This window comes from Agrobacterium vitis (assembly GCF_037039395.1).
In the GTDB taxonomy this organism is placed as follows: Bacteria; Pseudomonadota; Alphaproteobacteria; order Rhizobiales; family Rhizobiaceae; genus Allorhizobium; species Allorhizobium vitis_E.
Map to the genome: position 1 here is coordinate 221,262 of NZ_CP146241.1, position 25,879 is coordinate 247,140.

A 25,879-nucleotide genomic window follows, 5' to 3' on the forward strand; every position below is an offset into this window, starting at 1 on the left:
GTCGCCAACCGGGCGACACCGGCAGGTTCGCATCGTCTTTAGGGAACACCACACATGACGGACAAAACTATCCGTGTCTCCACCGATGTCGGCGGCACTTTTACGGATCTGGTTTATTTCGAAACCGATCGCGTGAGCGGCGTACAGACCGTGCGCACGGAAAAATCGGACACGACCCCTCCAGACTTTGAAAAGGGCGTGCTCAACGTGCTGGACAAGGCCGGAGTCGATATCGCCAGCGTCGATTTGTTCGCTCACGGCACCACCGTCATCATCAATGCGTTGACGGAGCGCAAAGGCGCGAAGGTCGGGTTGATCACCACGAAGGGTTTCCGGGACGCGCTCGAAATCGGACGCGGCAACCGGCCCGACTTCTTCAACCTGATGTACCGCAAGCCGGCGCCTTTCGTGCCGCGCCACCTGCGGCAGGAACTGCAGGGGCGGATGGACTATCAGGGCCGGGAAACCATACCGCTTGACCTTTCCGTACTCGACACCATCCTTGCCGGATTCAAGGCTGAGAAGGTGGAGGCAATCGCCATTTGCCTTCTGCATTCCTATGCCAACCCTGCGCATGAAAGCGCCGTTCTGCAGGCGATCCATGAACGCTGGCCGGAGATTGCTGCCGTCGCCTCCCACCAGATCACCCGCGAGTGGCGCGAATACGAGCGCTCCAACACTACGGTGCTTTCGGCCTATGTACAGCCAAAGGCGCAGCGCTATCTCGAAAAGCTGGAAACCGGCCTGAGGGACAAGGGATATCGCGGCAACCTGTTCATCATGCAGTCCAATTGCGGCGTCGATTCTGTCGATGCCGTGAAGGCCGTGCCGATCACCATGGTCGAAAGCGGGCCTGCCTCCGGCTTCTGGGGTGCTGCCGAGCTTGGCCGCATCATCAACGAACCCAACGTCCTGGCGCTCGACATCGGCGGCACCACCGCCAAATGCTCGCTAATCGAGAATGGGCAGGTGCGGATCAAGACCGACTACTGGATTGAGCGCAACAAAACATCGGCCGGTTATCCCATCATGGTGCCGGTGGTCGATCTGGTGGAAATCGGCAATGGCGGCGGCTCGATCGCCTGGGTGGACGACTTCAACAAGCTTCATGTCGGTCCGCAGTCCGCGGGCGCATCGCCCGGCCCCGCCGCTTACGGCAGGGGTGGAACGAACGTCACAACGACGGATGCCAATCTGGCACTTGGCCGCATCAATCGCGACTATTTCTGCGGCGGCTCAGTCGTCGCCGACATGGCGGCGCTCAATACGGCATTGGACATACTTGCCGGGCAACTCGGCGTCTCCCCCACCGAGGCTGCGCGCGGCATTGTCCGCATCGCGAATTCCAACATGGTCAATGCCCTCAAGTTGGTTTCCGTCAATCGCGGTTACGATCCGCGCGACTTCACTCTGGTGGCTTTCGGCGGTGGCGGCGCCATGCATGCCGTGTCGCTCGGCCAGGAACTGAATGTCAAGAAGGTGGTGATCCCGCGCGGAGCCTCGGTCTTTTCTGCCTGGGGCATGATGATGTCGGATCTGCGCCGGGATTATTTCGTCACCCGCCTGCTAGACGAAACGGATCACGCAGCACTCGACGATCTGGTCTCGCAGACGATAGCGCTTGCCGTGTCAGAGTTTGCGCATGAAGGGGTCGAGGCTGCGAAGGTGACCATGCGCCCGCTGATCCGCTGCCGCTACCGCAACCAGGAATTTGCCGTCGAGGTTCCGGTCATCTCCGGGCCGATAGGCGCGGAAGAGACCGCCCGCATGGTGGCGGATTTCCACGAGATCTACGAGCGAGAATACACCTACCGGCTGGATGCCGACGTCGAAATCATCGGCCTGCATCTGATCGCGTCGAGCGAAATCGGCAAGCTGGAGCTTGTTCCCTTGCCACGAACCGGAGCGTCAGTCGAGCAGGCCGTCAAGGGTCGCCGCAGCGTGGACTACGCGACGGAAGGTGTCCACGAAGCCGCGATCTATGACGCGAGAAAGCTCGAGCCGGGAATGCAGTTCGCCGGACCGGCAATCATCGAGGATCCCGGCACCACCATCGTCGTTCACCCAGGCAATATCGTCCTGATCGACGATTACGGCAACACGCATATCACCATCCGGAGTTGATCTGATGACCGAGCCCCACGATCCCGTTACTTTCGACATCATCCAGAACGCGCTGGAAGCGGTGGCCGACGAGATGTTCGTTGCTCAGCGCAAGACCTCAATGAGCGCTATCATTTACGAGGTCCTCGACCTGTCCACCTCCGTCCTCGACAAGGATGGTCAGATCGCCGCATCGGGCGCCGGCATTCCCGCCTTCATCGGCGTGCTCGACAAGGCGATCGCCGGCATCTTCAAGAAGTACAAGCCGGAAGAGATCCGGCCGGGCGATCTTTTCGCCTCCAACGACCCGTATTTCGGCGGCGTCACCCACCTGAACGACATGGTTCTGGCCGCCCCGGTCTTTTACGACGGCAAGCTGATCGCCTGGGTTGCCAACATCGCCCACTGGAACGATGTCGGCGGCAACGTTCCGGGTTCCATGTCATCGGATGCGACTGAAATCTTCCAGGAGGGGATCCGCATTCCTGCGGTGAAGCTGTTCGAAGAAGGACGTGCGAACCAGGCGGTTTTCGACATTCTCTACGTCAATACGCGACTGCCGGACTTTCTGCGCGGCGATCTCTGGGCGGGCATTGCTGGATTGCGGATTGGCGAGCGGCGCATTCTGGAACTGGTAACCAAATACGGCCCGGCCACATTCGAGGCTGCCGTGGCCGACTTCATGGCATTCGGCGCGCGCCGCGCCCGCGCTGCCCTCAAGCGCATCCCGGCCGGCACCTACACATTCGAGGAAGAGCAGGATACCGGCGCGATCCATAAGGTTTCCCTCACCATCACCGATGAGGAATTCATCGTGGATCTGCGCGACAATCCCGCACAGAAGGGCTCGTCCAATTCCAGCCGCGAAGGCACCGAAATTGCCGTCCAGCTCGCCTTCAAATCCTTCACGGACCCGGAAGCGCCCGGTAATGGCGGCTTCTTCCAACCGCTCAAGGTAATCACAAAGCCAGGCACCATCTTCCATGTCGAGGCACCGGGCGCGCTCGGCTATTATTCAGAGGTCGAGATACGCCTTTTCGACATGCTGTTGCGGGCCCTCTCCTCGCACTTTCCCGGCGTCGTCCCCGCTGGCAATTTTGCCTCCATCTGCGGTACGGTAGTGGGCGGACCGCATCCCGTCACCGGACGTCATTACACGATCGTCGAGCCACAGGTGGGCGGCTGGGGTGCCTGGGAGGGTTACGACGGGAACAGCGGCCAGTTTTCCGGATTTCACGGCGAGACCTTCAATTGCCCGGCCGAGATCGCCGAAGCCCGTTATGGCCTGTCGGTGGACCAGGCCATGCTGAACGCGGAGCCCGGCGGCGAGGGCCAGTGGCGCGGCGGCAAAGGGATCGACGTCCATTACCGTGTGCTGGCCGACAATAATTTCCTGTCAGTGGGCTACACCCGCACCCGCATCCCGCCATGGGGCGTGGCGGGCGGGCTCGACGGGTCGGTCAATTATGTGGAAGTTCGGCGGACGGACGGCACCCGCGAACGCCTGTCCTTTGCAACCAATGTCGTTGTCAACACCGGCGACGTCATCCGTGTCGTAACCGGCAATGGCGGCGGCTTTGGCGACCCCAAACTGCGTGCGCCCGAAGCCGTCGCCGAAGACATCAAGAACGGCTACCTGACGGAAGAAAGAGCACAGGCCGTCCATGGTTATGCCGGTTAACCAACATGCCCTGGTTAAACGCCGCGGCAATACAAGCGGTCAGTGTCTGCCGGAAAATAGCGGCGGGACTTTCAGCAAACTATTGCTTCGACGACGTCTGCAGGCACTGTAAACCTAGAGCATTGTTCACAAAACGTGAATCGTTACCTGTTTGATTTTGATGGATTTCATGATCCCCTTTTGAGCTGCATACGCGCGGCGGGATGGAACTGAAAAGCAATTGCGGCTAGCGGAATGCAAGGAGACGAACCGTTGCAATGCTCCTGGAGATCGGTGGCCTTGCATGGTTCGTTCTGGTTTTCGAAACGGCAGGTGGCTATTCTCAGCCCTATTGTTGAGACAGGAGATGCAAGCTTGCAGTCAGCAGCACTTGCGCCCCTGCAACAGAATCCGCAGGCTTTACATACTCTTCTTCGTTATGGCTCAACCCATCTCGGCATGGAGTGAAAATCATCGCAGAGGGTGCGACACGATTGATGAAGAGTGCATCGTGAAAAGCACCGGACACCATAGATTTATGGGCAAAACCGGCATCAATCGCGGCGCTCTCCAGTATGGTAACCAAATGATCCGTGAAACGAGCTGGAGGCATATCGAAGAGCAGTTCTATTTCGAGATCACATCCATTTTCCCCTGCGTGATCTTGCATAACCTTGCGTATCTTCGCTTCGATCAGATCCAGTTGCTCAAAATTGGGGTGGCGAATATCCAGTGAAAACGTCACCGCTGACGGAATGGCATTGATGGCCCCCGGCTCCAGCGAAAACCGGCCGACTGTCAGGCGTGAATGGGCATCTTGCGGCATGATTTCATTATAGAGCATGTTCAAGCCGGAAACGGCGGCGCGCATGGGGTCTTTGCGGTAGGACAGTGCTGTGGTGCCTGCATGGGCAGTCTGGCCCGAGATGGTGACCTGAAGCCAGCGAGTGCCTTGAATGCCCGTGACGATGCCGATTGGCAAACCCTCTTTTTCCAAGGATGGGCCTTGCTCGATATGCACTTCAAGATAAGCAAACACCGGAAAGCCCAGCGGCCTCATGGCAGCACCTTGCAAATCAGCAAGCGTTGCTGCCAAGTCATCGGAAAGCAGCGCGCCATCCGTTGCCCGCGCCATAGGCCATGCGACGGGAATAACCGTTTGCGAAAAGGCCGTGGACCCCATGCATCCGGGTGCAAAACGGCAGCCTTCTTCATTGGTAAAGGCAACGACTTCCACCGCTCGCTCTGTCTCTATGCCGTGGTCTTCCAATGTTTCGAGCACTTCGAACGCGGAGAGTGTGCCAAGCGCACCATCAAACCGCCCGCCAGAGGGCTGGCTGTCGAGATGGCTGCCGATCAGCAGTGGCGGCAGATCTGGGTTTTGGCCCTCGCGGCGCAGGAACAGATTGGCGATCGGGTCTTGATAGACGGAAAACCCACGCGCCCGACCAAGATCGGCCAGCAATTGCCGCGCCTGACGATCAAGCACTGTGAGCGCCTGCCGATTAACACCGCCTTTGGGTGTCGCGCCAATCGCGGCGAATTGGTCCAATCGGGCCAAAAGCCGCTCGCCATTGACCTGTAACAGTTCGTTTCCCGCATCTGCCATGGTATTTACGCCTTCAAACCGGGCTGGGCCGCCGCCACAAAAGCCTTGACCCGCTCAATATCCACCGGGTTCCACCAGACGTCGCCATGCTTGAGGGATGAAGCGACGATAACCCCGTGGGTGCGTTTCAGGATCTCGACGATATTATTCTTGGAAACACCTGACCCCACCAAAAGAGGCAGATGCGTCGCCGCTCCAATTTCTTCAATCTCCTCCATCGTCGCCGTATTGCCAGTACGCTGGCCGGTGGCAATCACCGCATCGGCATCGAAAAAGGCGAGATCGCGGGTGAGTTCCTGAATGGTGCGGTCTGCGGTGATGGCGTGGGCACCGTGCTTAACGTGGCTGTCAGCAAACACCTTGATATGTTCGGCCCGCAGCATGGAACGGTAGCGCATGGCTTCTGCCGCCCGTCCTTCCATGAAGCCTTCATTGGCCACATAGGCATTGGCCCACTGGTTGACCCGCACGAATTTCGCCCCGCCCGCCATAGCGATGGCAAAGGCCGGAATGGGCGCATTGGCCAGGACATTGATGCCAAGCGGAACGCCAACTGAGCGGCAGATACGGTCGGTGACCACGCTCATGAAAGCGGATGTTTCCGGCCCAATGTTATCCGGCTTGGAAAAGGGAATATCGCCGTGGTTTTCAATGATCAGTCCATGCATTCCGCCCTCGATCAGCGCTTCTGCATCTCGCATACAGGTATCGTAAATCTCAGTCATACTTGCACCGCGGTAGCGCGGCGCACCGGGAAAAGCCGGGCAATGGATCATGCCGATCAACGCCTTGTCGCGGTCAAAAATTTCTCGCATAGTGCTTGATGTATTGTCGGATATGTTCAGCATTTCTCTTCCCTTTTGAAAGCCCGGTCTTTTTGAAAGTTTACCATGCGTGCCTTCGTTATCGGCAATGTCGCAATCGATGAAATCATGTCTGTCCCGACCATGCCAGAGGCGGGTGCGTCGATTTTCGGCCAGCAGCAAAGCGCGGATCTGGGCGGCAAAGGTGCCAATCAGGCGATTGTGCTGGGCCGCACCGGTTTGAACACCACGCTGATTGCCGCTGTTGGCAGCGACCTTCGCGCCTCGCTGATCCGGCAGGGCCTCGCTGTGGAACCTGTTGATCTCCGTTTGATCGAGTTCGCCGATAAAGCCAGCGATGTCTCCATCATCTTCACCACACCGGACGGCGAAAACGCCATCATCACCACAACAGACTGTGCCACCAGCATCCGGCCAGAGCATGTTGCCGGTGCTTTGCAGGCAGCAAAACCAGGTGATTTCGCTATTTTGCAAGGCAATCTCAGCGATGACACCACGGCTGCCTTCCTACACGAGGCCAAACGCTGCGGCATGATCACCGCCTTCAACCCATCACCGCTTCGGCCCGGCTTTGCCGCCCTTTGGCCGCTGATCGACATCGCTTTTTTAAACCAGGGCGAAGCCGAAAAACTGACCGGGGAACGTAGCGAAACCGCAGCCCAATGCCTGCGTGACGCCGGTGTTGGCACCGTCATCATTACCCTTGGCGGCAAGGGTGCGATCTTGGCGGATCGCACCGGCACCACCACAATCCCAGCCGTTCGTTCCGTTGTTGTTGACACCACAGGCGCTGGCGACACGTTCATGGCGGTTACGCTGGCGTCCAGCAGTTTGCGCCATGTCATGCCCGATGGGCTGGCGCTGCGCCATGCGGCACAGGCCGCCAGCATCACCGTCAGTCGCCGGGGAACCCGGTCGGCCTTTCCATCACAGACCGAGCTGGCCGCCATCCTCGCCACGTGAGAGCATCACCGCGCTTGCGTCATCCAGCCCAGAATATTCTTCCACAGCTTGCCATAGCCTTCCCATTCACAAAATGCAGGCGACAGCCAATGAGGGCCGATATCCGAGGTCCAGGCCACAGTGCGGCCCTTGCCAAACGTGCCTGTGACTAGAAGCGGGTGGCTGCCCTGATCCTCAGGCAGACGCACGATGACCTCCGCACCCTCGCGCACCTCAACCTCGTTGACGCCGAGCAGCAGCGGCCATTCGCCGCTCAAGCCAGCAACGGTTGGGTGATCGGGCTTGATCACATTGGCGGTGGAGCCTTCTGGAATTTCCACCCGGTCATCATAGGGCAGGCAGGTGACGGGCAGCACGTCTTCCACCGCTGTACGACGCCAGCGAGCCTTGCCGTCAATACCCTGAAACGAGAAATAACCGCCGACCATCAGCAGGTTACCGCCCTTTTCCACCCAGGCCTTGATCAGCTTCAGGCGGTTGGGAACGGTTTTGGAATGCAGCCAGACGGCAGGCGGTAGCAGCAGGGAATTCGCCCCGATGTCGGAGAGGATGATGGCATCATAGGCATCCAGACCGGTCATCTCGAAGGGGAATTTTTCCACGGCTTCATGGGCAGGCATATAGGTCAGCTCAAATTCGCTCCCCTCCAGCGCCTTTACCAGCGGTTCTGCGCCCAGATGAAAGGTGACGCTGCCGAATTGGTCAAAACCTTTGTAATGGGTGGCGGAGCTGACCCAGCTTTCACCCACGAGGAGAATTTTCTTTGTCATGATATGTGTTCCTTATCTATGCAACAGGTCTCAGGCACCAGCCTGAAAGACCGAACGGGGATTGTCCCGCATGAGGGTGGTGAGAGCGTCAGAACTGAGGCCGTGACGCTGGAGGCGCGGCAAGAAATGCCGGAGAATATAGGCGTAGCCATTGCCGCCATAGCGGCTGAGCATCATCTTCAAAAACACATCATGGGAGAGCAGGATGCGGTCGAGATGGCCCATCTCCACCAGCTTGACGATGGCGCGGGCGGCATCCTCATCGCTGGGGCATTGCACCTGCTGATCGGCGTAGAAAAAATCCATGCCGATCATGTCATATTCAATAAAGGCACCTCGGCTGGCCAATTCGCCTTGATAAGTCAGATCATCATGAGATGGGTTCATGTGGCACAACACAATATGGCGCAGGTCTGCGCCTTCTTCGGCGGCTATTTCCAGCACTTTATGGCCTAGCCGGTACCAACCGGGCAGATGCACCATCAGCGGCAGGCCGGTGCGTAGCTGCGCCTGCGCTGCGGCCCGCAGTGACTTTTCTTCCTCAGCGGTAAAATCAGACGATACGCCAATTTCACCAATCAACCCGATTTTGACATCGGTGCCATCGACGCCGACCAGTGCCTCAGCCACGATTTCATCGGCAATGGCCTCCACCGTCATCTCCGCCACCTTGGCGGGGTGGGATGAGGCCAGATAATAGCCAGCTCCCATCACGATATTCAGCCCGGATGCCTTGGCAATACGGCGGAGCGCCAGAGGATTGCGGCCAATGCCCTGACAGGTTGGCTCCACCACGGTCTTGCCACCCGCTTTGGCAAAATCCATCAGCTCAAGGATGGCCAAAGGCTCATCATCCAGGGTGATATTGTGCTTGTTGACAAAGGGGTCCTGGCGCAATTCGCCGAGGATCTCCATGCAGACAAAGCCTTCCGCCAGATATTGCCGATCAGGCGTTTTGGGCTGATGCCACCAGCAGCGGCAGTCGTTGAGGATATGCTCGTGCATCAAGGTTACGCCCATCTCGTCCACGCAGATGGGGCCGGCCACCGTCATCACTTTGCCGGAGCGGATGTGAGCCTCAGAGAGTTCACTGGTCATATCTCACCCCTTCTTCGCCGCGCCGAAGCGGAAGTTTGCGGAAAAGATCCGGGTGTTCAGCCAGATCGCCACCAGAATGATCGCGCCCGTGACAATCTGTGTGAAAAACGGCGAGATATGCATGAGAATGAGGCCGTTGCCGATCACCGCAATGGTCATGGTGCCCAGCAGTGTTCCCAGCATGGTGCCACGCCCACCTGTCAGCGATGTGCCGCCCAAAACCACGGACGCAATCACCTGCAATTCAAAACCGACGGCGGCATTGGAGGAGCCGGAACCAAGGCGTGCTGCAATTAACAGACCGGCAAGGGCGCAAGCCATCCCGGACACCAGATAGACAGAAGCGACAATCCATTTCGCGGGCATACCCACCCGACGTGCCGCTTCCAGATTGGAGCCGACCGCCACCACTTGCCGCCCGTATTTGGTCGACGACACCAGCACAAATCCAAAGACGGTCACGGTAATGGCAATCAGGGCGGGAACCGGAAGACTTAAGAATTCGCCACGACCCAGCGTGAAGAATCCCGGCACCTCATTGATCGGAATGGAATAGCCTTGAGTGATGTAAAGTGCCACGCCGCGCAGGATCGACAGGCCAGCCAGCGTGACGATAAAGGCCGGAATGCCCTGATAGGCAATAAACCAGCCCTGTATCAAGCCAATCACACCGCCCAGAACCAGCATCAACAGCACGGCCAAGGGCCATGACAGGCCGGTTGCCAGCACAATGGCCACCGTTGCATTGATCAGCGCCACCAGCGAGCCAACGGAAAGATCAATACCGCCGGTAACAATCACCAGTGTCATGGCAACGGCAACAATCAGAATGGGAGCAGCTTGTCGCACCACATTGAGAATATTGCCGAGCGTTAGAAACGTATCGGTTGTGACGGAGAAGAACACCATGCAGGCAAAGAAGAAAATCGCAATCGACAGAACCTGCGCATTCTCGGTGATAAAGTCTGCGAAGGGCGAGCCTTTGGCGCGTTCAGTATAGGCGGTCAATGTCTTTCCCCTCCGACGATCAATTTCACCAGATCTTCAAGGTTGGTGCTGCCTATCTGCCGCTCTGCCACTTTCGTGCCTTCATACATCACCGCGATGCGGTCGCAGACACGAAACAGGTCTTGCAGGCGATGGGTGATCAGCACCACGGAAACGCCTCTGGCTTTGACGCGGTTGATCAGCGCCAGAACTGCTTCCACTTCGGCCACGGCCAGCGCCGAGGTTGGCTCATCCATAATCAGCACTTTGGGATTGAAGGATGCAGCTCTGGCAATGGCAATTGCCTGCCGCTGACCACCCGACAATTTCTCGACCTTGGCGGTGAGGCGCGGAATGCGAATTTCCAGCGCATCCAGCATTTTGCGGGCTTCCACCAGCATGCGGGCGCGATCCAGAAACGGACCCTTGCTCAATTCCCGGCCCAGAAACAGATTGCCAACCACGTCAATATGGTCGCACAGGCTCAAATCCTGAAACACCATTTCGATATTGCGGGAGCGGGCATCAGCCGGGCCGGAAAACCGCACCGCCTCGCCATCCAGCGTGATGGTACCATCATCCGGGATATAGGTGCCGGAGATCACTTTGGTGAGCGTTGATTTACCGGCCGCATTGTCGCCGACCAGCCCTAAGCATTCGCCGGGAAAAAGATCGAGATCAACACCCCGCAGCGCCTGATGCGAGCCAAAAGTTTTGCGGATACCACGAAGCGAAATTCGGGGTTCACGCGCACCGCCCTCTCCGGGTTGCCGGGGGAGATCAACTCCCCCGGCTCCAGGGACAGCGGTTGGGAGCTGTCCACCGGAAATCATTTGAACACTGCCCGGTAAGGCTCAACATTGGCCTTGGTGACGATGGTCACAGGCACGGCAATGGTCTTTTCAACTTCACCGCCGTCCGAAATGGTCTTCAGCGCTTTTACAGCTGCTTCGCCCATGGCAGCAGGGTCCTGCTGGATCACGGCGGCGACATAACCGGCGTCAATACCGGCAATGGCCTGCGCGGTCAGATCCCAGCCAAACACTTTGATACTGTCCTGCTTGCTTTGGCTTTGCACAGCGGCAACGGCACCCAGCAGCGCTGGCTCGCCCGTGGCATAGATTGCGGTCATGTCCGGGTTGCCGGTGATCAGGTTTTCAGCCGCTGCCAGCGCATTGTCCTGGACGTTCTGGCCATCAACCACGCCTGCGGAGGTGATGCCGGAGACGCCCTTGATGGTGTCTTCAAAGCCCTTCTGGCGGATATTCTGGATGAAGGAGTTCAACGCGCCGACAACGCCCAGCTTGGCTTTGCCACCCATGTCCTTCTTGACGTAATCGACGAAGAATTTGCCAATATCGGCACCCGCTTTGGCGTTATCGACGCCGATCTGTGCCTTCTGGGGGCCAGCAGGCAAAATGCTGTCGATGGCGACCACCGAAATGCCAGCATCGGCGGCCTGTTTGACCGCTGGCATAATGCCGTTGACGTCGATGGCCACAACGGCAATGCCGTCTACCTTCTGCTGAATATAGGTCTCGATGGCGCTGTTTTGGGCAGCAGGGTCATTGTTGGCGTTGAAAATCACCAGTTTTGCGCCAGCGGCATCAGCGGCCTTCTGAGCACCCTGATTGATCTGGTTGAAAAACAGTGCCTGTTGATTGATCTGCACCAGCGCAAAGGTCTTTTGCGCGGCATTGGCAATTCCTGCCGTCAGGCACAGGCCGGTGAGCGCCGTAACAGCCAAAGCTGCATTGATGGTTCTACGTGTAAAAGTCCGGGTCATCATTCCATCCTCTGGTTAGGTTTGCCCATTGCTTTTTCTTATTTCGCAGGCGGTGCAACGGAGTTCCGCACGACGATTTCCACTGGCAGCAATTCCTCCGATGCTTTCGCAGGCTGTTGCCAATCCGTATCGAGAAGCAGCGACAGGGCGCGGCTTCCCATTCCCCGCACCGGCTGACGGATGGCCGTCAGCGGCGGGGCAAAAAGATGCAAAGGTCCAACATCATCGAAGCCGATGACCGAAATCTGCTCAGGAATGGAAATCCCTTGCGCTCTGAGCACTTCAATGACGCCGATGGCGATTTCGTCGGAGCTGGCAAAAATCGCGGTCGCCTCGCGGCGGCCCTCCAGAAAACGCCGCGCTGCCTGTCTGCCAAACTCGGCGGTATAATCGCCGCAATAGCGCTCAATCACTGCATTCTCACCGTGCTTGGCGCGCATGGTAGCTTCAAAGCCGATAAAACGGCGTTCCGTGCTAATCATCACATCCGGGCCGCCGATGTAGAGAACATGGCTATGGCCAAAACCGGCCAGATGCTGCCCGGCCAGTTCTCCGCCTTGCTGGTTGTCACAAAACAGCTTTGGCACCGTCGCATCCGGCACGTCTTCATCGACCACAACCACTTTTCCGGTGCGGTTAATGATCGCCGCCAGTTCACCCTGGTCAGGGTGATTGGTGATAAAGATCAGGCCATCCACATGGTTGCGCTCCAGCAGACTAAGGTATGCCATTTCGCGGCCCGGACGGTTTAGCGTGGCATAGAGTGACAGCGCCAAACCGCGCAGATCCGCTTCCTCTTCAACGGCGGCCACCAAAGTTGCAAAGAACGGATTGGCAATATCCGGCACCACAAGACCAATGGTGTCCGAGCGACCACGGCTGAGACGTCTTGCATGCGGATTTGGCTGATAGTTGAGCGCGACAATGGCGTCTTCAATTCGCTTGCGTGTCTCGCCGGGAAGATCAAGCGAGCCATTCAGCATGCGCGACACGGTGGTCAGTGACACGCCAGCGGCGGCGGCGACATCCTTCAATCCTGTGACCCGTTTCTTGACCATATTCACCCTGTAAAGCGGTTTAGTAAAACGCTTTACAAAGCTCACATAAGCGCGCGCTTTTTGTCAAGCAACCATAAGGCTATTTTTTAATCGACCGCGAATGCCGCATAAAATGTAAGCGGAGAAATTCCGTCTATCGCTTCGATGACCACCATTTTAGGCGGCAAAATTCGGGGCGCACATCAGACCCAAAAATTCCAGCTCTCGCTGGCCTAATTTCCTGGGCACGGCAAAATATGGAGTTATGGACGATCTACTCGGCGGAAATTGGAAGGACGCTGCACGATAATCTGCAGCGGGAAGGCTTCGATGTCCCCCGCTGCACTGTCGCCAGGCTTATGAAGTCGATGTGTCCGCAGGGAAACATTCGAGGAAAGCCGATCCGCACAACATTCTCGGCCGCATAGCTGCTAACCGTTGAAATTTGATCCACGCACCAGTTCCGGTGTGGGGAGGGCTGTTACTGGAGAGGTGAGAATGCTTCGGGGGTGAGCGGTATCGCCTCCACCGAGGAGAACCAAGCCAGATCGAAACCCGTCATATCCTCCTTGAACAGATCGCTGGCCATATAGCGATCTGTTACCTCTTTCGGATCCGCACCGTCAGGGTAATTCACGAGCGCGACAACTTTCTTCGGGTCGTCCGCCACGGTGAACACGCCGTGTGTGGTAACCCCGGTCGCTTTCAGACTTTCGATATGCTTGATCCAGATTCCCCGGTAGGCAGTAGCGGCCTCGGCGGATTTCAGGGTGTAGATGCGCATTTCAAAGATTTTCATTGCATATTCCTATTGGGTTCGTAAACGGCTAACCCTTATCCTATCCCTCGTTTCTTCCAAGGAATTCTGGCGGAAACATGAAACCTAGTAGGGATTTTTGCTTTGAAATGAGCCGTATTTCCACTTGGTCCAGATCCTGTCTGCCATCGGTCGTGACTTGAAACGATTGTTCAATTCAGCACAAGTCCTAACTCATTACATAATGAAAAGCGTGATAAAATTTACACGAAAATCAATACACGGGTGTAAATATATTATATATTCTTCACTATACTGGCTTCTTCGGCGGGATGTTTCTCAGCCGAGTCTGGAAGCTCGGCTGGGGCCGATGTCGCAACGGCGGCCAATTCCCTCCCCGTCACTTCAGATACTGTGCGCGATCGCTGATGCAGGGGCCATTATTCGTACTATGATAGCGGTCTCACCGCTCATCCTTCAATTCAGCGCACACTTGCAGGCGGTCTAAAAGCCAGACAAGGCCAGGATCTGAATTAAATCGCGGATGCCATGTTGCGTAGAGGGTGAACTGTGGGATTTCGACAGGCACCGGAAAGCTGTCGAGTTTGTCACTAAACTTCGAGAGAAACCTTGCTGGAAGCGTACACACGAGGTCGGTGGCCTCAAGTATAGCCGGTACAAGTCCGTAATACTGCACCGAAACGCAGGCTACTCGCTCGAACCCCTTCGCCACAAGAACGTCATCTACGAATCCTTTGAATCCGCCACTCGTGGATACGACAACGTGCTTTAGCTGACTGAACTCTTCGATGGTCGGCGAGCTGGTTCCCCGCGGGTGTCCTCTCCGTTGTGCCATCCGAAACTCTTCATCAATCAAAGGTGCGTGAAGATAGCCTTTCGGCACAGCTCCCCGAGAAACAAGCGCAACATCCAACTGGCCGGCTTCTAGCCATTCGGGAAGTGCAGACGGATCGGCGCTCCGAAAAGACAGGCTTAACCCCTGAAACTCGGGACGACAGACCTCCTGAACGAGCCTCACACCTAAAATTGAGCCCGCGTTGTCGTTTGTCGCAATCGAAAAAACGCGCTCTGCCTTCAACGGATCAAAAGTCGAAGGGATTCGAACGGCACTATCAATCGATTGCAAAGCCATCGCCAGGGGTTCCTGAAGAGCAAGCCCTCGGGCTGTGAGCAACATCCCCTTGCCGGTGGGTGACGGCATCAACAGTTCGTCGCCGAACAGGTCGCGCAGTCGCGCGAGCTGGGCGGACAGCGCAGGCTGGCTTAATCCAAGCCTGACAGCAGCGCGTGTGACATTTCCCTCCTCAAGGAGAACTGAGAGCGAGCTCAGCAATCCCAGGTCACGCCCTTTGATATCCATTTGTGTTATACCAATAATATAATCAATCGATTTCAATTATCACAAAATCAGGCGTTTTGTAAACGTGCGCCACAGCGGCGTTTAACCAGCGTTTTTGGGAATCGATACACATGTGCAGAACCCATCTTATCGGTAGCGTTTCGGTGAGGAAGGTCGTGGAACAATGCGGGCCTGGCTTCGCACCAGAGTTCCTCTATCCGGACTGGGAAGATGGTATCCTTGAGGCTTATCGCTCTCTCATGATACCCGGCTCTTTCGACGAAACCTCAAAACTATTTATTGCGAGCATCCATACCTGGGTGGTTAGAACTGGACATCATACAATCCTCATCGACTCCTGCGCGGGCAACAATAAGCATCGGCCTTCACTCCCAAGGTTTCACCAGCTCGATCTTCCATTTTTGCAAAGCCTTTCCGAGGCCGGAATTCGTCCTGAGGACGTTGATTTTGTGCTCTGCACCCATCTTCATGCAGATCACACAGGTTGGAACACGCGCCTCATCGATGGCCGATGGGTGCCGACCTTTCCCAACGCGAAATATGTATTCTCAAAAAAAGAGTATGAACATTGGTCGGGGCCGGCCGGTCGCGAAGGCTTCAACGCCGGCGTGTTCGAGGATAGTGTGCTTCCTGTGATCGCTCACGATCAGGCTATGATCGTGAATGAAGATGCGCAGATTACCGACCATCTTACGTTTCATCATACGCCTGGGCATAGCGTGGGCCATGTCGCCATTCGGCTAGCGGACAGACAAGAGGAAGCGTTCTTCAGCGGCGACATCATGCATCAGCGGCTTCAAGTCGTCAGGCCCGAGTGGAATAGCCGATTTTGTGAGCATGGTGAAGATGCACGGCGTTCCCGTCGATGGCTGCTCGATCGTTCTGCTGAGAACAAGGCAACTATCTTCACGGCTCACTTTTCAAATTCTTCAGCAGGAAAGGTCTCCCGTATCGGAGACGCCTACGACTGGACGTTTGTCTGAAAGAAAGGAACTGTTATGACCCAGAACCACAATGGTGAGCAGAATATTGTAATGCATGAGTTCCACGTACCAACGGGGGATGACGGCATATCTCTATATGTCCGAAATAAGCGGCGCGCCGACCTGAAGGATTTGTCCGCAGCAAACACCGTCCTGTTCGTGCATGGATCGACCTATCCGGCCTCCACGTCCTTCGACCTTCCTCTGGGAGGGGAGTCGTGGATGGAGCGTCTTGCTCGATCTGGTTACAATGTTTATCTGGTTGATCAACGGGGCTATGGGCTTTCGTCGCGACCTCCTGAGATGGATCGTCCTGCTTTCGAAATCCCGCCGGTCAATCGTACGAAGTCGGCTGTTGCCGACATGGAATTGGTCGTCAAGTTCATCCTTAAGCTTGATGATATCCCGGCCATTAATCTCATCGGATGGTCTTGGGGCACGACAGTCATGAGCTTTTTCACGTCTCGCCATAACAGCCTGGTCAACAAGCTTGTTCTACTCGCACCGCAATGGGTCAGGGATACGCCAAGTATGTCAGACACAGGCGGAGCTCTTGGGGCCTACCGGCTCGTATCCAGAGCGGATGCAAAAGAACGTTGGCTCAATGGTGTTCCGCCTGCCAAGCGCCATTTGGTATTGCCAGACGATTGGTTTGACCTTTGGGCAGACGCCACCTTTGCCACGGACCCATGGGGAAAACACCAGTCTCCCCAGATGCTTCGTGCGCCGAACGGTACGGTTCAGGACAGTCGTGAATACTGGGCCGCAGGACAGCCAATTTATAACCCAGGCGATATAAAGGTGCCTGTGCTGATTGTGCACGCCGATCTCGACCGCGATCTTCCTCTGGAAATGGCCAGAACGTTTTTCTCGCTTCTGGTGAACGCGCGCTATCGCAGATGGGTCGAAATCGGCGACGGGACGCATTCAGCCTTTATGGAAAAGTGCCGCTGGCAAATATTTGCCGCTGTGGAGGCGTTTTTAGCTGGAAAATGATGGTGGTCTCAGCCTGCGTCATCCCAATCGGTGGGCGGAAAACCGCTATAGCGTTTGTCAGGGAAAAGTGGAATCGGGTTTTCCCGAAAATACAACCGATGAACAGGGCATCGCGCAAAGCTTGGCTGCCGATCCGTCTGGTCGAAGATCTGCAAGGCTGATAGTCGCGAAGGATGTTAACGTGCCACGATTTCGGCGATCTGACCATCGTCTCTTGTTTCGCCTTTAATATCCCGTAACGACCGGCTGGCGTGCCGGTCTGGCAGGCACGTTCGTCGGCGTCCAGTCCCGCCAATGCGGCGTCGACCGTGTTGTCGGCCGACATGACCAGTTCTCAGGGTATCTGATCCAGTTGCAAGATGGAGCCATCATAGATCTCCGTTGCAACGGCGGCAGGAAGAACAACCTGAATCCGAACTTTGGTGCCGGTAACTTCCTGTTGGAGGCCGCGGCTGAACAGCATGACATAGGCCTTTGTTCCGGCAGTTGTACTTATCGGGTCAGTGATTTGTTACCTTCATGAAGTCGATAAATGCTCTTAGCGACGCAGGCATATGCGTCCGCTCCGAATAGTAAAGGTAGAAGCCAGGGAAAGGTTTACACCAAGGTTCGAGGACGCGGATAAGGTCTCCCTTCTCCAGAAAGGGTGCGACGAGATCTTCGATCAGGTAGGCGAGCCCGACCCCTTCGCACGCCGCCGCAAGCAGCAGATCCGTGTCATTGACGGTCAGCACGTTATCGACATCGACACTGATTGTACCCCCGGCGTCTGCGAACTGCCATAGATATAAGGCTCCCGTGCTTTTCCATTTGTAGGTAAGGCAGATGTGGTCGTTCAGATCGGCCGGAACCTCAGGCAGTCGCCGATCGGCGAAATATGAGGGAGACCCGACAACCGCCATTTTCAGATCGTGGGTAATGCGGACCGCGATCATGTCGCGACCAATTTGGCCGCCGATGCGGACACCGGCATCAAAGCCTTGCGCGACCACATCCGTGATGTCGTTGTCGATCACGAGGTCCAGGCGGACGCCTGGATAGGCGGATCGGAACTGCCTCAGTCTCGGCAGGATCGCGATCCGCGCTGCGACGCTCGGCAAATTGATGCGCACCACACCTTTTGGCGTTTGCTGATACGCCCCGACCGCCAGCACAGCCTCATCCATGCTGATCATCATCGGCTTGATGCGGTCGTAAAGTGCGCTGCCCGCCTCCGTAAGCCCGACACTACGGGTTGTACGGTTGAGAAGGCGTATGCCGAGGCGGCTCTCGAGAGACCGGACGGTACGGCTCAGCGCCGACGGCGACATCGCCAGCCGTTTGGCAGCTCGCCCAAATGCCCGCTCGTCGCACACCGTCACAAAGGCTTTCAACTGAGCGAATTCACTCCCGTCCATTATAGTCTCCAAACGCAATACTTCATGCCGAACTGATACCATATCCGAGCATATTCCCATCCTGCATAATAAGCCTGATGACAGCGGAAATGTCGGGCATGGGGCCGGAAGCCGCCCGTCTTTCGGAATGGAGCGAAGAGTGGCAACGATGAAGCACTGGGAAATTGATGCAATCGGCCGGCAGCACCTAAAGCTCAATGAGGTCGAAATCCCCCGACCCGGCCCGCGGGAGATTCTGGTCAGGGTCGATGCGGTCGCGTTAAACTACCGCGACAAGATGGTTATCGAGACCGGTCGCGGACTGCCTCTCGCATTCCCGTTTACCCCCGGTTCCGACATGGCCGGAGAGGTGGTGGCTCTTGGCGAGGGCGCAACTCGTTTCGGCTTGGGCACAAAAGTCATCTCCACGGCGACACCGGACTGGATCGACGGTTTGCGTGCCGGCACCGCGCGCACGCCCGCCTATCAGACGCTGGGTGGCTTTTACCCGGGCGTGCTCGCCGAGTATCTCGCCATGCCGGAGGACTGGTTCGTCTCGTCGCCGGGAACGCTCGAGCCATGGCAGGCATGCACATTTCCGGTCGCTGGTCTCACAGCCTGGTTTGCGCTTGTCGAACGGGCCGGAGTGCGGGCGGGCGATACTGTTCTCGTTCCCAGCACGGGTGGCGTCGCCCTGTTCGGATTGCAGATCGCCAAGGCCAATGGTGCCAAGGTCATTGTCTGCGGCAAGCCTGAATACGAGGCGCGCGCCAAGGCGCTCGGCGCGGATCATTTCGTCGATGCGGGGAGCAACTGGGTGGAAACCGTCTACCAGCTCACCTGCGAGCGCGGCGCGGATGTCGTTCTGGAGGTCATTGGCGGCAAACATCTCGGACAATCTGTCCAGGTCACGGCGGTCGGTGGTCATATCTGCCAGATCGGTGCGCTCGACGGCTGGGACATCCAGGCACCGGCAATGCCCCTGATGCTCAAGGACATCACGATTCATGGGATCGGAACAGGCAGCCGAAAGGCCCTGGAACGGCTCGTCCGTGCCATCGACCAAACGGGAATGACGCCGGTTGTCGATTCGCGTTATCCGCTCGCCGATCTTCCCGCAGCTCTCGACCACCTGGACAAGGGGCCATTTGGCAAGATCGTCATAGACGTTACCTGAGAAGACACCCCGATCTGGCTGACAGTCTGGAACTGCGCAGCAAACTTGGCATTATCTGGAACACCGCCGCTGACATTGCAAAGCGATCCCGCGAACACGGCTTCAAATAGCCATTCGGATGACATCGCCACTGGATCGGCAACGACATTTGTGCGGCGATGTTGCTCCTGGCGGTATCAATCCGAACAGCTAAATCGGCTCGCTCTACCTCTTTAACGTCGTCATGCCGGCAAGCCGTCCAAACAAGGTAAAATTCCCATAGCACCGATCACCGCCCGCATTCGCCAAATATATGAAGTTTACCTTTGCAGTTTATCTTCATATATGCCATTATGTATTATGGCCAATTTATCGCCCGCACCCGACCTCGCGCAGGAGATCCGCAGTGTCTTGAGCAAGCTCAAGCGCCGCCTGCGTGATCAGGCGGATATCAGCGAGCTGACGCCGACGCAGACATCGGTGCTTCTGCGTCTCGAAAGGGACGGCCCCATGACCACGTCCACCCTTGCCAGAGCCGAGGGTATGCGTTCACAGTCGATGGGGTCAGTGGTAGTGGCCCTTCAGGCGTTGGGACTGATTGAGGGGGCCGCCGATCCCAATGATGGTCGACAGACCATCCTTTCGATCAGCAAAGCCTGCCGCACATGGATCGCGGAAGGACGCGCCGCGCGGCAGGACTGGCTTTCCCGGACGATCGACGCCCGCCTCTCCGGCGAGGAGCAAGAGCATCTCATCTCCGCAGTCAAACTTCTTCAGCGCCTTGCGGACGACTGACGCCGGCTTTGCGCACTCCGAACATTCAACGAACGGCAAAGACACTCTCATGGCCATGACCATCCTTGATCCACAGACCGCACTCGTCGTCGTCGACCTCCAGAAGGGCATTGTCGGCTTGTCCGTCGCCCATCCCATCAAGCCCGTGATCGACAATGCGGTGATGCTCATCGAAGCCTTCCGCGCGCAGCATCTGCCAGTCGTGCTGGTCAATGTCGACAATGTTGCGCCCGGCCGCACGGAGCAGGGATGGCGCCACGGCGGCACTTTCCCAGCCGATTTCATCGAGTTCATTCCCGAACTCGATCAACACGCCGAGGATATCGTCGTTACAAAGCACACCTGGGGCGCATTTGCGACGACCGATCTCGATGCGCGCCTGAAAGCTCTTGGTGTAACCCAAGTCGTCGTCATCGGAGTTGCCACCGGAACAGGCGTCGAAGCGACCGCCCGTCAGGCCTATGAGCTCGGCTTCAATGTCACCCTCGCCGTCGATGCGATGACTGACACCCGCGCCGAAGCGCATGACTACAGTATCAGGAACGTCTTTCCGCGGCTCGGCGAAACAGCTACGACCAAGGATATCATCAACCTCCTCGCATCGAGGACTGTCTGATATGTCCTGGCTCCACCTCATCCCCTATTTCTTCGGTGGTGTCTTTCTCATGAATGCCGTGCCGCATCTAACGAGCGGCGCCATGGGTCGGCCGTTTCAGACGCCTTTTGCAAGCCCGCCCGGCGAAGGCCTATCTTCCTCGACCGTCAACATGCTCTGGGGCTTTGCCAATCTCGTCATCGCCTATCTTCTAATTTCGAAGGTCGGTGAATTTTCGTTGGCCAATGCCGCCGACGCCTCGGCGGTGGGATTGGGCGCTCTCCTGATCGGTCTATTTTCCGCGCGGCACTTCGGCCGCTTGCATGGCGGCAACGACCCTCAAGGCCGATAACCGGCAGGCTTGCCAAGCCCTTCCGGTCGCTCCGGCATCGTAATTGCCGTATCTCGGCGACCGGTGCGCCGACGCTGCGCGGCGTCGTGCAGCTTTGGCATGTCTATCTCCTCGCCTTCCTGATTGACGGAATCGTCGCTATGCTGGTCTCCCTCGGCCTCCTGCGCGTCAGCGATCTGCGCAGGACTGCACGCGCCCGCCGCGCCAAGGGAAGCTTTATCAGTTGATTTCCGCCCCAAATTAATCACGTTTGTCGTTACGCAATGACCGAGGCTAACATTTAATTGGTCAAACGTTTCAAATCACGACTGAAGGCAGGCAGGATCAGTAAAAAATGGAAATACGGCTCATTGCAGGGCGAAAATCAACAGCTGAGACCTCATGGAGGTTTGAGACGCATGACAAAGCACTAAGGCAATGCTTAGCTTCATAAAGATTTATGCAAATACGCAACTCGAAAAGAAGGTTGCAGTGGTAAAGTCCCGACCAACGAAAAGAGTTCATTCGCCATGATCTTGGAACTGCAGACCGTAATTCTGGAAATGATCGCCCGCGGCGAAGCTTTGCAAACAACGCTCGAGCGACTATGCCTTGAGGTGGAAGCGCTGATCCCGGGTATCGTGTGTTCCGTTTTATCGGTTGAGGGAGAATACCTTCACCCCCTTGCCGGCCCGTCACTTCCGCATTCCTATTCTGCGGCGCTCGATAATTTGGCAATCGGTCCGCTGGTGGGATCCTGTGGTGCCGCCGCATTCCAAGCAGAAGCTGTTTGCGTCACGGATATCGAGAACGACCCTCGTTGGGCAAACTTCAAGGATCTGGCTCTGCCGCTCGGCTTCAAGGCTTGCTGGTCGACGCCGATTTGCAGTGGCGACCGCGTCGTCGCGACATTTGCATTTTACTTCCGAAAATCCAGAGGGCCAAGCGACCTTGAACGGCGCATCGTCGATGCATGTACCCACCTTTGCGCCATTGCGATTGAGCGAGAGGAGCGGGTCCGTGAGCGCCACCGCTTGACGTATATCGATGCACTGACCGGGTTGCCTAACCGGGCAAAGTTCAATCAGGTTCTGTCCGAGCTAGTTGAGTACAAGGAGGGCGGCTGGGGCGTTCTTCTTGCCGATCTGGATAATTTGAAGGTTATCAACGACACCTTCGGACATGACACGGGTGACGAACTCATCCAGGTCGTCGCAACAAGAATAGCCTTGGTGGCAGGCATCGGTCGGGCGTTCAGGATCGGTGGCGACGAATTTGCAATCGTTGTTGAAAAGAACTCGGAATCTTCATTGTCAACGCTCGCGGCAAGGATCCTCGCGGTCATAAAGGCGCACGCCCATTGCAACGGCCACGTCATTATTCCCGGAGCCACGCTGGGTGGATGCCTTGCAGGCCCAGGAGACACCCCCGATCAGATTCGCCAGTGCGCCGATGTCGCGCTATACCACGCAAAAGAGCGCAGTCGGGGTCAGTTCATCGAACATAGCCCGGGGCTCGGCACGGCCTTAACGAGACGCTTCCGGGCTAGCCAAGAAGTCAGTCTTGCGCTCTCCGAACAGCGGATAAATCCCTACTACCAGTCAATCTGCAGGCTAGATTCCGACGAGGTGGTGGGGTTTGAGGCGCTGTGCCGTATGACGACCCCCTCCGGGGACGTCGTTGCTGCCGCCAACTTTCATGAGGCAACCAAAGACGCCCATGTTGCTACCGAGCTTACGCAGCGCATGCTCTTGCGTGTCGCCAGAGACATGCGTGGCTGGCTCGACAGCGGACTGCCTCTCCAGCACGTCGGTATCAATCTTACAGCTGCGGACTTTCATGCCGGCCATCTGCAGGAACGGATTTGTACAGTGTTTGCTGACGCTGGCGTGCCGTTGAAGCACGTCATCCTCGAGGTGACGGAGTCAGTTTATCTCGGCCAGCGCGATCACGTCGTTGCCGACGAAATCAAATCGCTCCGCAGCCGCGGAATGCGTGTCGCGCTTGACGACTTCGGAACAGGGTTTGCCTCGCTTACTCATCTTCTAACGGTCCCGGTCGATATCATCAAGATCGACAAATCCTTCGTCGAGAGGCTGGTTCCGGGTGACGGTGCCGTCGCCATTGTCGAGGGTTTGCTCGGCATTGCCAATAAGCTGGGCCTGCGGGTCGTGGCCGAAGGCATCGAAACTGATGTACAGCGTAATCAGCTCTTGTCGTTCGGATGCAAGCTTGGGCAGGGCTACCTGTTTTCGAGAGCTGTTGACCGGGATGCTGCTACATCCCTGCTCGCGCGCCACGGTCAGCGTGTAGAGATTGAACACCATCCGCTCAGAGCTTGACGGCGGGCTATCGAACAACCGGCAAAGGACTGGCAAGTGGTCACTCAGTTCGCCGCTGTCACCGTCTGGTGGCCCCATTACTCAGATCACCGAACCGGAGCCCGGTCCGTTACAAGGCGGTATCAAGCAGTGCGTTCCCGGAACCCCACCCTTGACATCAACGGCTTGAAGGCTGCGATAAGCGAAATCTTAGCGAAAGACGCCTGTCCGACAATTGCTACGCGTGGCCGACAAGATGGCTCGAAGCATTAGGCGCTTCTGGCAATTGGGGCTATGATCTCCTTAAAGATCACGGGAGGCGGCTTTTCAAGAGCCGGTGATTTCATGGGTTTTGCCGATCACGTCAAGGAAATCGAGCGCGTCGGGCAAGGTAGCAATACGGGCCGCGACGCTATTGTGGTGGAATCCTGGCGGCGATGCCTGGAGACCTATCAGCTCGATCCGGCGCAAGCGCGCGAGGCGGTTATCGTCTCGCAAACACGCCTGCGCGAACATCGCCAGCAGGCGGAAGATCTCGTGCATATCGCCCGCTCTGGGCTCGAGCGGCTCTACCGGCAGGTTGCCGAGCAGAATTATGTTCTTCTCCTCTCGGACCGGCAGGGCGTGACCGTCGAATTTCTCGGCGACCCCTCCTTCAACAACAACCTGCGAAAGGCCGGACTCTATCTCGGCTCGGAATGGTCTGAGCCCCGCGCTGGCACTTGCGCCGTTGGTGCCTGCCTGGCCACCGGCGAGGCTCTGACGATCCATCAGACCGACCATTTTGACATCACCCATACACCACTCTCCTGCACCGCCGCACCGATCTATGACACGCAAGGCACTTTGGCAGCGGTCCTCGATATTTCGCTCCTGAGTTCACCCATCTTGAAGACGAGCCAGAACATGGCGCGTCATCTTGTTTCCTCAACCGTGCGGCGCATTGAGCTCGCCAATCTCATGGCGAACAGTCGGCACGACCTGGTGCTGCGCTTTGCCGGCGCGCCGGAATTTCTCGATGTTGATCCGGAAGCGGCGATTTCCGTCGATGGCGCCGGACGCATCACCGGCATGACGCATGGCGGCGCGCGGCTTCTTGCTACCTCGCGTGGGATCGACTGGCGACAGCCCGAGCTTGTGCTTGGCCAGCCGGTCGCGGATTTTTTCGAGGCTGGCTTGGACGAGCTCGCTTCGCTGACACGCGCCAGCCTGCCGCAAGACCGGCGGATTGCCGTCCGCGATGGGTCGGTCCTGTTTGCCCATGCGATCGAGCCGCAACAGCGTGTGGCAGGGGTGCCGCTCGTTCGAGCTTCTCGGTCATCGCCAGCCATGAACCTGCTCGGCGGCAGTGTCGAAATCATGGACAACCTTCGCCGCAAAATCGCCAAGCTCGCACCGAGCGCACTGCCGATCCTGCTTCAAGGTGAGACCGGAACCGGCAAGGAATATCTGGCCCGCATTATCCACGAGGTGAGCGGATTGCCAGGCCGCTTCGTTGCGGTCAATTGCGCAGCGATTCCTGAACAGCTGATCGAAAGCGAGTTGTTCGGCTATACGCCAGGCGCCTTCACCGGCGCCCTTGCCAAGGGACGAAAGGGGTTGGTCGAGGAAGCTGTGGGCGGAACCCTGTTCCTCGACGAAATCGGCGACATGCCATACGTCGCCCAAAGCAGGTTGCTCAGGGTTCTGGCCGAGGGCGAAGTCTTGCCGGTCGGTGGCTCGGTGGCGCGCAAGGTGGAGTTTCGTGTCGTGTCTGCCTCGCATCGGTCTTTGGCCGACATGGTCTCAACCGGCGCCTTCCGGCAGGACCTCTATTACAGGCTGAATGCGGCCGTACTCTTCCTTCCACGGCTTTGCGAGCGCGGCGACCTGCCGTGGCTCCTCGACAAGTTGCTCGAAAAACATGCTCCAGCCGACCGATCGCTCAGGCTTTCAGACACTGCCCGCCTTTTGATCCTCAATCATCGCTGGCCAGGCAATATCCGCGAGCTGGACAATACGATCGCCTTTGCCGCAGCGCTGTGCGACGATGGACTGATTGAGGTAACGGACCTTCCAGAACAATTGGCCGGCAGTGGGCAGCTGCCTGGCGATGACAGCCCTGAAGCCGAACTTCGCGCTGTGCTCGCCGCTTGCCATGGCAATATTTCCGAGGCAGCGCGTCGCCTCGGTATTGATCGTACCACCATGCATCGCCGTATGCGCAGGTTCGGCATAGACAGGCCGCATTGAACATCCGGACTGTGGCCTGCGCCACACCTGTCGCGCCACAGCTGTGGCATAGCTAAACCCGTCCTGCCTCGAAAACCGAGCAATTCCAGTCATTCTCCTGCCAGGAGCTATTGGCACGG

Annotated in this window: 23 protein-coding genes and 1 pseudogene; 11 read left to right on the plus strand and 13 right to left on the minus strand. The window is 57.4% G+C overall.

All coding sequences use genetic code 11. The features are described from left to right. Nucleotides 1–54 precede the first annotated feature (54 nt). Nucleotides 55–2,124, plus strand: coding sequence for a hydantoinase/oxoprolinase family protein (locus V6582_RS01100; protein ID WP_156632053.1), 2,070 nt, complete (start codon nucleotides 55–57; stop codon nucleotides 2,122–2,124). Nucleotides 2,125–2,128: 4 nt separating this feature from the next. Next, nucleotides 2,129–3,784: a hydantoinase B/oxoprolinase family protein gene (locus tag V6582_RS01105; protein ID WP_156632054.1), complete on the plus strand. Its 1,656-nt coding sequence runs from the start codon at nucleotides 2,129–2,131 to the stop codon at nucleotides 3,782–3,784. Nucleotides 3,785–3,910: 126 nt separating this feature from the next. On the opposite strand, the pseudogene V6582_RS01110 reads toward V6582_RS01105, so the two are convergent. The 3 genes and pseudogenes from V6582_RS01110 to V6582_RS01120 all read right to left on the minus strand — a co-directional run. After that, a pseudogene (locus tag V6582_RS01110) lies at nucleotides 3,911–4,123 on the minus strand (hypothetical protein); the annotation flags it as partial. Beyond that, the gene (locus tag V6582_RS01115; RefSeq protein WP_156632055.1) at nucleotides 4,113–5,372 is read right to left on the minus strand and encodes a Zn-dependent hydrolase; all 1,260 of its coding nucleotides are present in this window, start codon (nucleotides 5,370–5,372) and stop codon (nucleotides 4,113–4,115) included. The pseudogene V6582_RS01110 and the gene V6582_RS01115, both read right to left, overlap by 11 nt. A 5-nt stretch (nucleotides 5,373–5,377) precedes the next feature. Further along, nucleotides 5,378–6,220 (minus strand): BtpA/SgcQ family protein, encoded by an 843-nt coding sequence (locus V6582_RS01120; protein WP_156632056.1) that lies wholly within the window; start codon nucleotides 6,218–6,220, stop codon nucleotides 5,378–5,380. 42 nt (nucleotides 6,221–6,262) lie between these two features. Between V6582_RS01120 and V6582_RS01125 the strand changes: the two genes are divergently transcribed. Beyond that, nucleotides 6,263–7,159, plus strand: a complete 897-nt coding sequence (locus tag V6582_RS01125; protein ID WP_156632057.1) for a ribokinase — start codon at nucleotides 6,263–6,265, stop codon at nucleotides 7,157–7,159. A 5-nt stretch (nucleotides 7,160–7,164) separates the two neighbouring features. On the opposite strand, the gene V6582_RS01130 is transcribed toward V6582_RS01125, so the two are convergent. From V6582_RS01130 to V6582_RS01165, 8 genes are all read right to left on the minus strand, one after another. After that, nucleotides 7,165–7,929 (minus strand): glutamine amidotransferase, encoded by a 765-nt coding sequence (locus tag V6582_RS01130; RefSeq protein ID WP_156632058.1) that lies wholly within the window; start codon nucleotides 7,927–7,929, stop codon nucleotides 7,165–7,167. A gap of 30 nt (nucleotides 7,930–7,959) precedes the next feature. After that, complete coding sequence (locus tag V6582_RS01135; RefSeq protein WP_156632059.1) at nucleotides 7,960–9,027, minus strand: phosphotriesterase family protein; 1,068 nt, start codon at nucleotides 9,025–9,027, stop codon at nucleotides 7,960–7,962. A gap of 3 nt (nucleotides 9,028–9,030) precedes the next feature. Then, nucleotides 9,031–10,035, minus strand: coding sequence for an ABC transporter permease (locus V6582_RS01140; protein ID WP_156632060.1), 1,005 nt, complete (start codon nucleotides 10,033–10,035; stop codon nucleotides 9,031–9,033). Continuing rightward, a complete protein-coding gene (locus V6582_RS01145; protein WP_156632061.1) occupies nucleotides 10,032–10,847 on the minus strand; it encodes an ATP-binding cassette domain-containing protein in 816 nt (271 codons plus the stop codon). Before V6582_RS01145 ends, V6582_RS01140 begins: the two co-directional genes overlap by 4 nt. After that, entirely contained in the window at nucleotides 10,844–11,800 is a 957-nt protein-coding gene (locus V6582_RS01150) for a substrate-binding domain-containing protein (protein WP_156632062.1), read from the minus strand. The genes V6582_RS01145 and V6582_RS01150 overlap by 4 nt, the downstream gene beginning before the upstream one ends. A 38-nt stretch (nucleotides 11,801–11,838) precedes the next feature. Beyond that, complete coding sequence (locus tag V6582_RS01155) at nucleotides 11,839–12,858, minus strand: LacI family DNA-binding transcriptional regulator (RefSeq protein ID WP_156632063.1); 1,020 nt, start codon at nucleotides 12,856–12,858, stop codon at nucleotides 11,839–11,841. A gap of 460 nt (nucleotides 12,859–13,318) precedes the next feature. Next, entirely contained in the window at nucleotides 13,319–13,636 is a 318-nt protein-coding gene (locus V6582_RS01160) for an NIPSNAP family protein (RefSeq protein ID WP_156632065.1), read from the minus strand. Between the two features lie 421 nt (nucleotides 13,637–14,057). Next, nucleotides 14,058–15,011 (minus strand): LysR family transcriptional regulator, encoded by a 954-nt coding sequence (locus tag V6582_RS01165; protein ID WP_234889689.1) that lies wholly within the window; start codon nucleotides 15,009–15,011, stop codon nucleotides 14,058–14,060. Nucleotides 15,012–15,085: 74 nt separating this feature from the next. Between V6582_RS01165 and V6582_RS01170 the strand changes: the two genes are divergently transcribed. Together V6582_RS01170 and V6582_RS01175 are read left to right on the plus strand one after the other, a co-directional pair. Continuing rightward, entirely contained in the window at nucleotides 15,086–15,958 is an 873-nt protein-coding gene (locus V6582_RS01170) for an MBL fold metallo-hydrolase (protein WP_156632066.1), read from the plus strand. 15 nt (nucleotides 15,959–15,973) lie between these two features. Beyond that, nucleotides 15,974–16,954, plus strand: coding sequence for an alpha/beta hydrolase (locus V6582_RS01175; protein ID WP_234889690.1), 981 nt, complete (start codon nucleotides 15,974–15,976; stop codon nucleotides 16,952–16,954). Here V6582_RS01175 and V6582_RS01180 read toward each other — a convergent pair. Both V6582_RS01180 and V6582_RS01185 read right to left on the minus strand, forming a co-directional pair. Then, on the minus strand, nucleotides 16,893–17,279 hold the full coding sequence (locus V6582_RS01180; protein ID WP_156632067.1) for a hypothetical protein: 387 nt from the start codon (nucleotides 17,277–17,279) through the stop codon (nucleotides 16,893–16,895). The two genes, V6582_RS01175 and V6582_RS01180, sit on opposite strands and share 62 nt — an antisense overlap. Nucleotides 17,280–17,454: 175 nt before the next feature. Then, complete coding sequence (locus V6582_RS01185) at nucleotides 17,455–18,351, minus strand: LysR family transcriptional regulator (protein WP_156632068.1); 897 nt, start codon at nucleotides 18,349–18,351, stop codon at nucleotides 17,455–17,457. A 148-nt stretch (nucleotides 18,352–18,499) separates the two neighbouring features. Here V6582_RS01185 and V6582_RS01190 point away from each other — a divergent pair, with 148 nt between their 5' ends. From V6582_RS01190 to V6582_RS01215, 6 genes are all read left to right on the plus strand, one after another. Further along, entirely contained in the window at nucleotides 18,500–19,507 is a 1,008-nt protein-coding gene (locus V6582_RS01190) for a zinc-dependent alcohol dehydrogenase family protein (protein WP_156632141.1), read from the plus strand. Between the two features lie 324 nt (nucleotides 19,508–19,831). Continuing rightward, nucleotides 19,832–20,281, plus strand: coding sequence for a MarR family winged helix-turn-helix transcriptional regulator (locus V6582_RS01195; protein WP_156632069.1), 450 nt, complete (start codon nucleotides 19,832–19,834; stop codon nucleotides 20,279–20,281). 49 nt (nucleotides 20,282–20,330) lie between these two features. Further along, entirely contained in the window at nucleotides 20,331–20,897 is a 567-nt protein-coding gene (locus tag V6582_RS01200; protein ID WP_156632070.1) for an isochorismatase family protein, read from the plus strand. A gap of 1 nt (nucleotide 20,898) precedes the next feature. Then, nucleotides 20,899–21,228, plus strand: coding sequence for a hypothetical protein (locus V6582_RS01205; protein ID WP_156632071.1), 330 nt, complete (start codon nucleotides 20,899–20,901; stop codon nucleotides 21,226–21,228). Nucleotides 21,229–21,737: 509 nt separating this feature from the next. After that, nucleotides 21,738–23,549 carry a sensor domain-containing phosphodiesterase gene (locus V6582_RS01210; protein WP_156632072.1) on the plus strand — a complete coding sequence of 604 codons (1,812 nt, stop codon included), beginning with the start codon at nucleotides 21,738–21,740 and terminating at the stop codon, nucleotides 23,547–23,549. A gap of 324 nt (nucleotides 23,550–23,873) precedes the next feature. Then, entirely contained in the window at nucleotides 23,874–25,760 is a 1,887-nt protein-coding gene (locus V6582_RS01215; protein WP_156632142.1) for a sigma-54-dependent Fis family transcriptional regulator, read from the plus strand. Nucleotides 25,761–25,879: the final 119 nt, after the last annotated feature.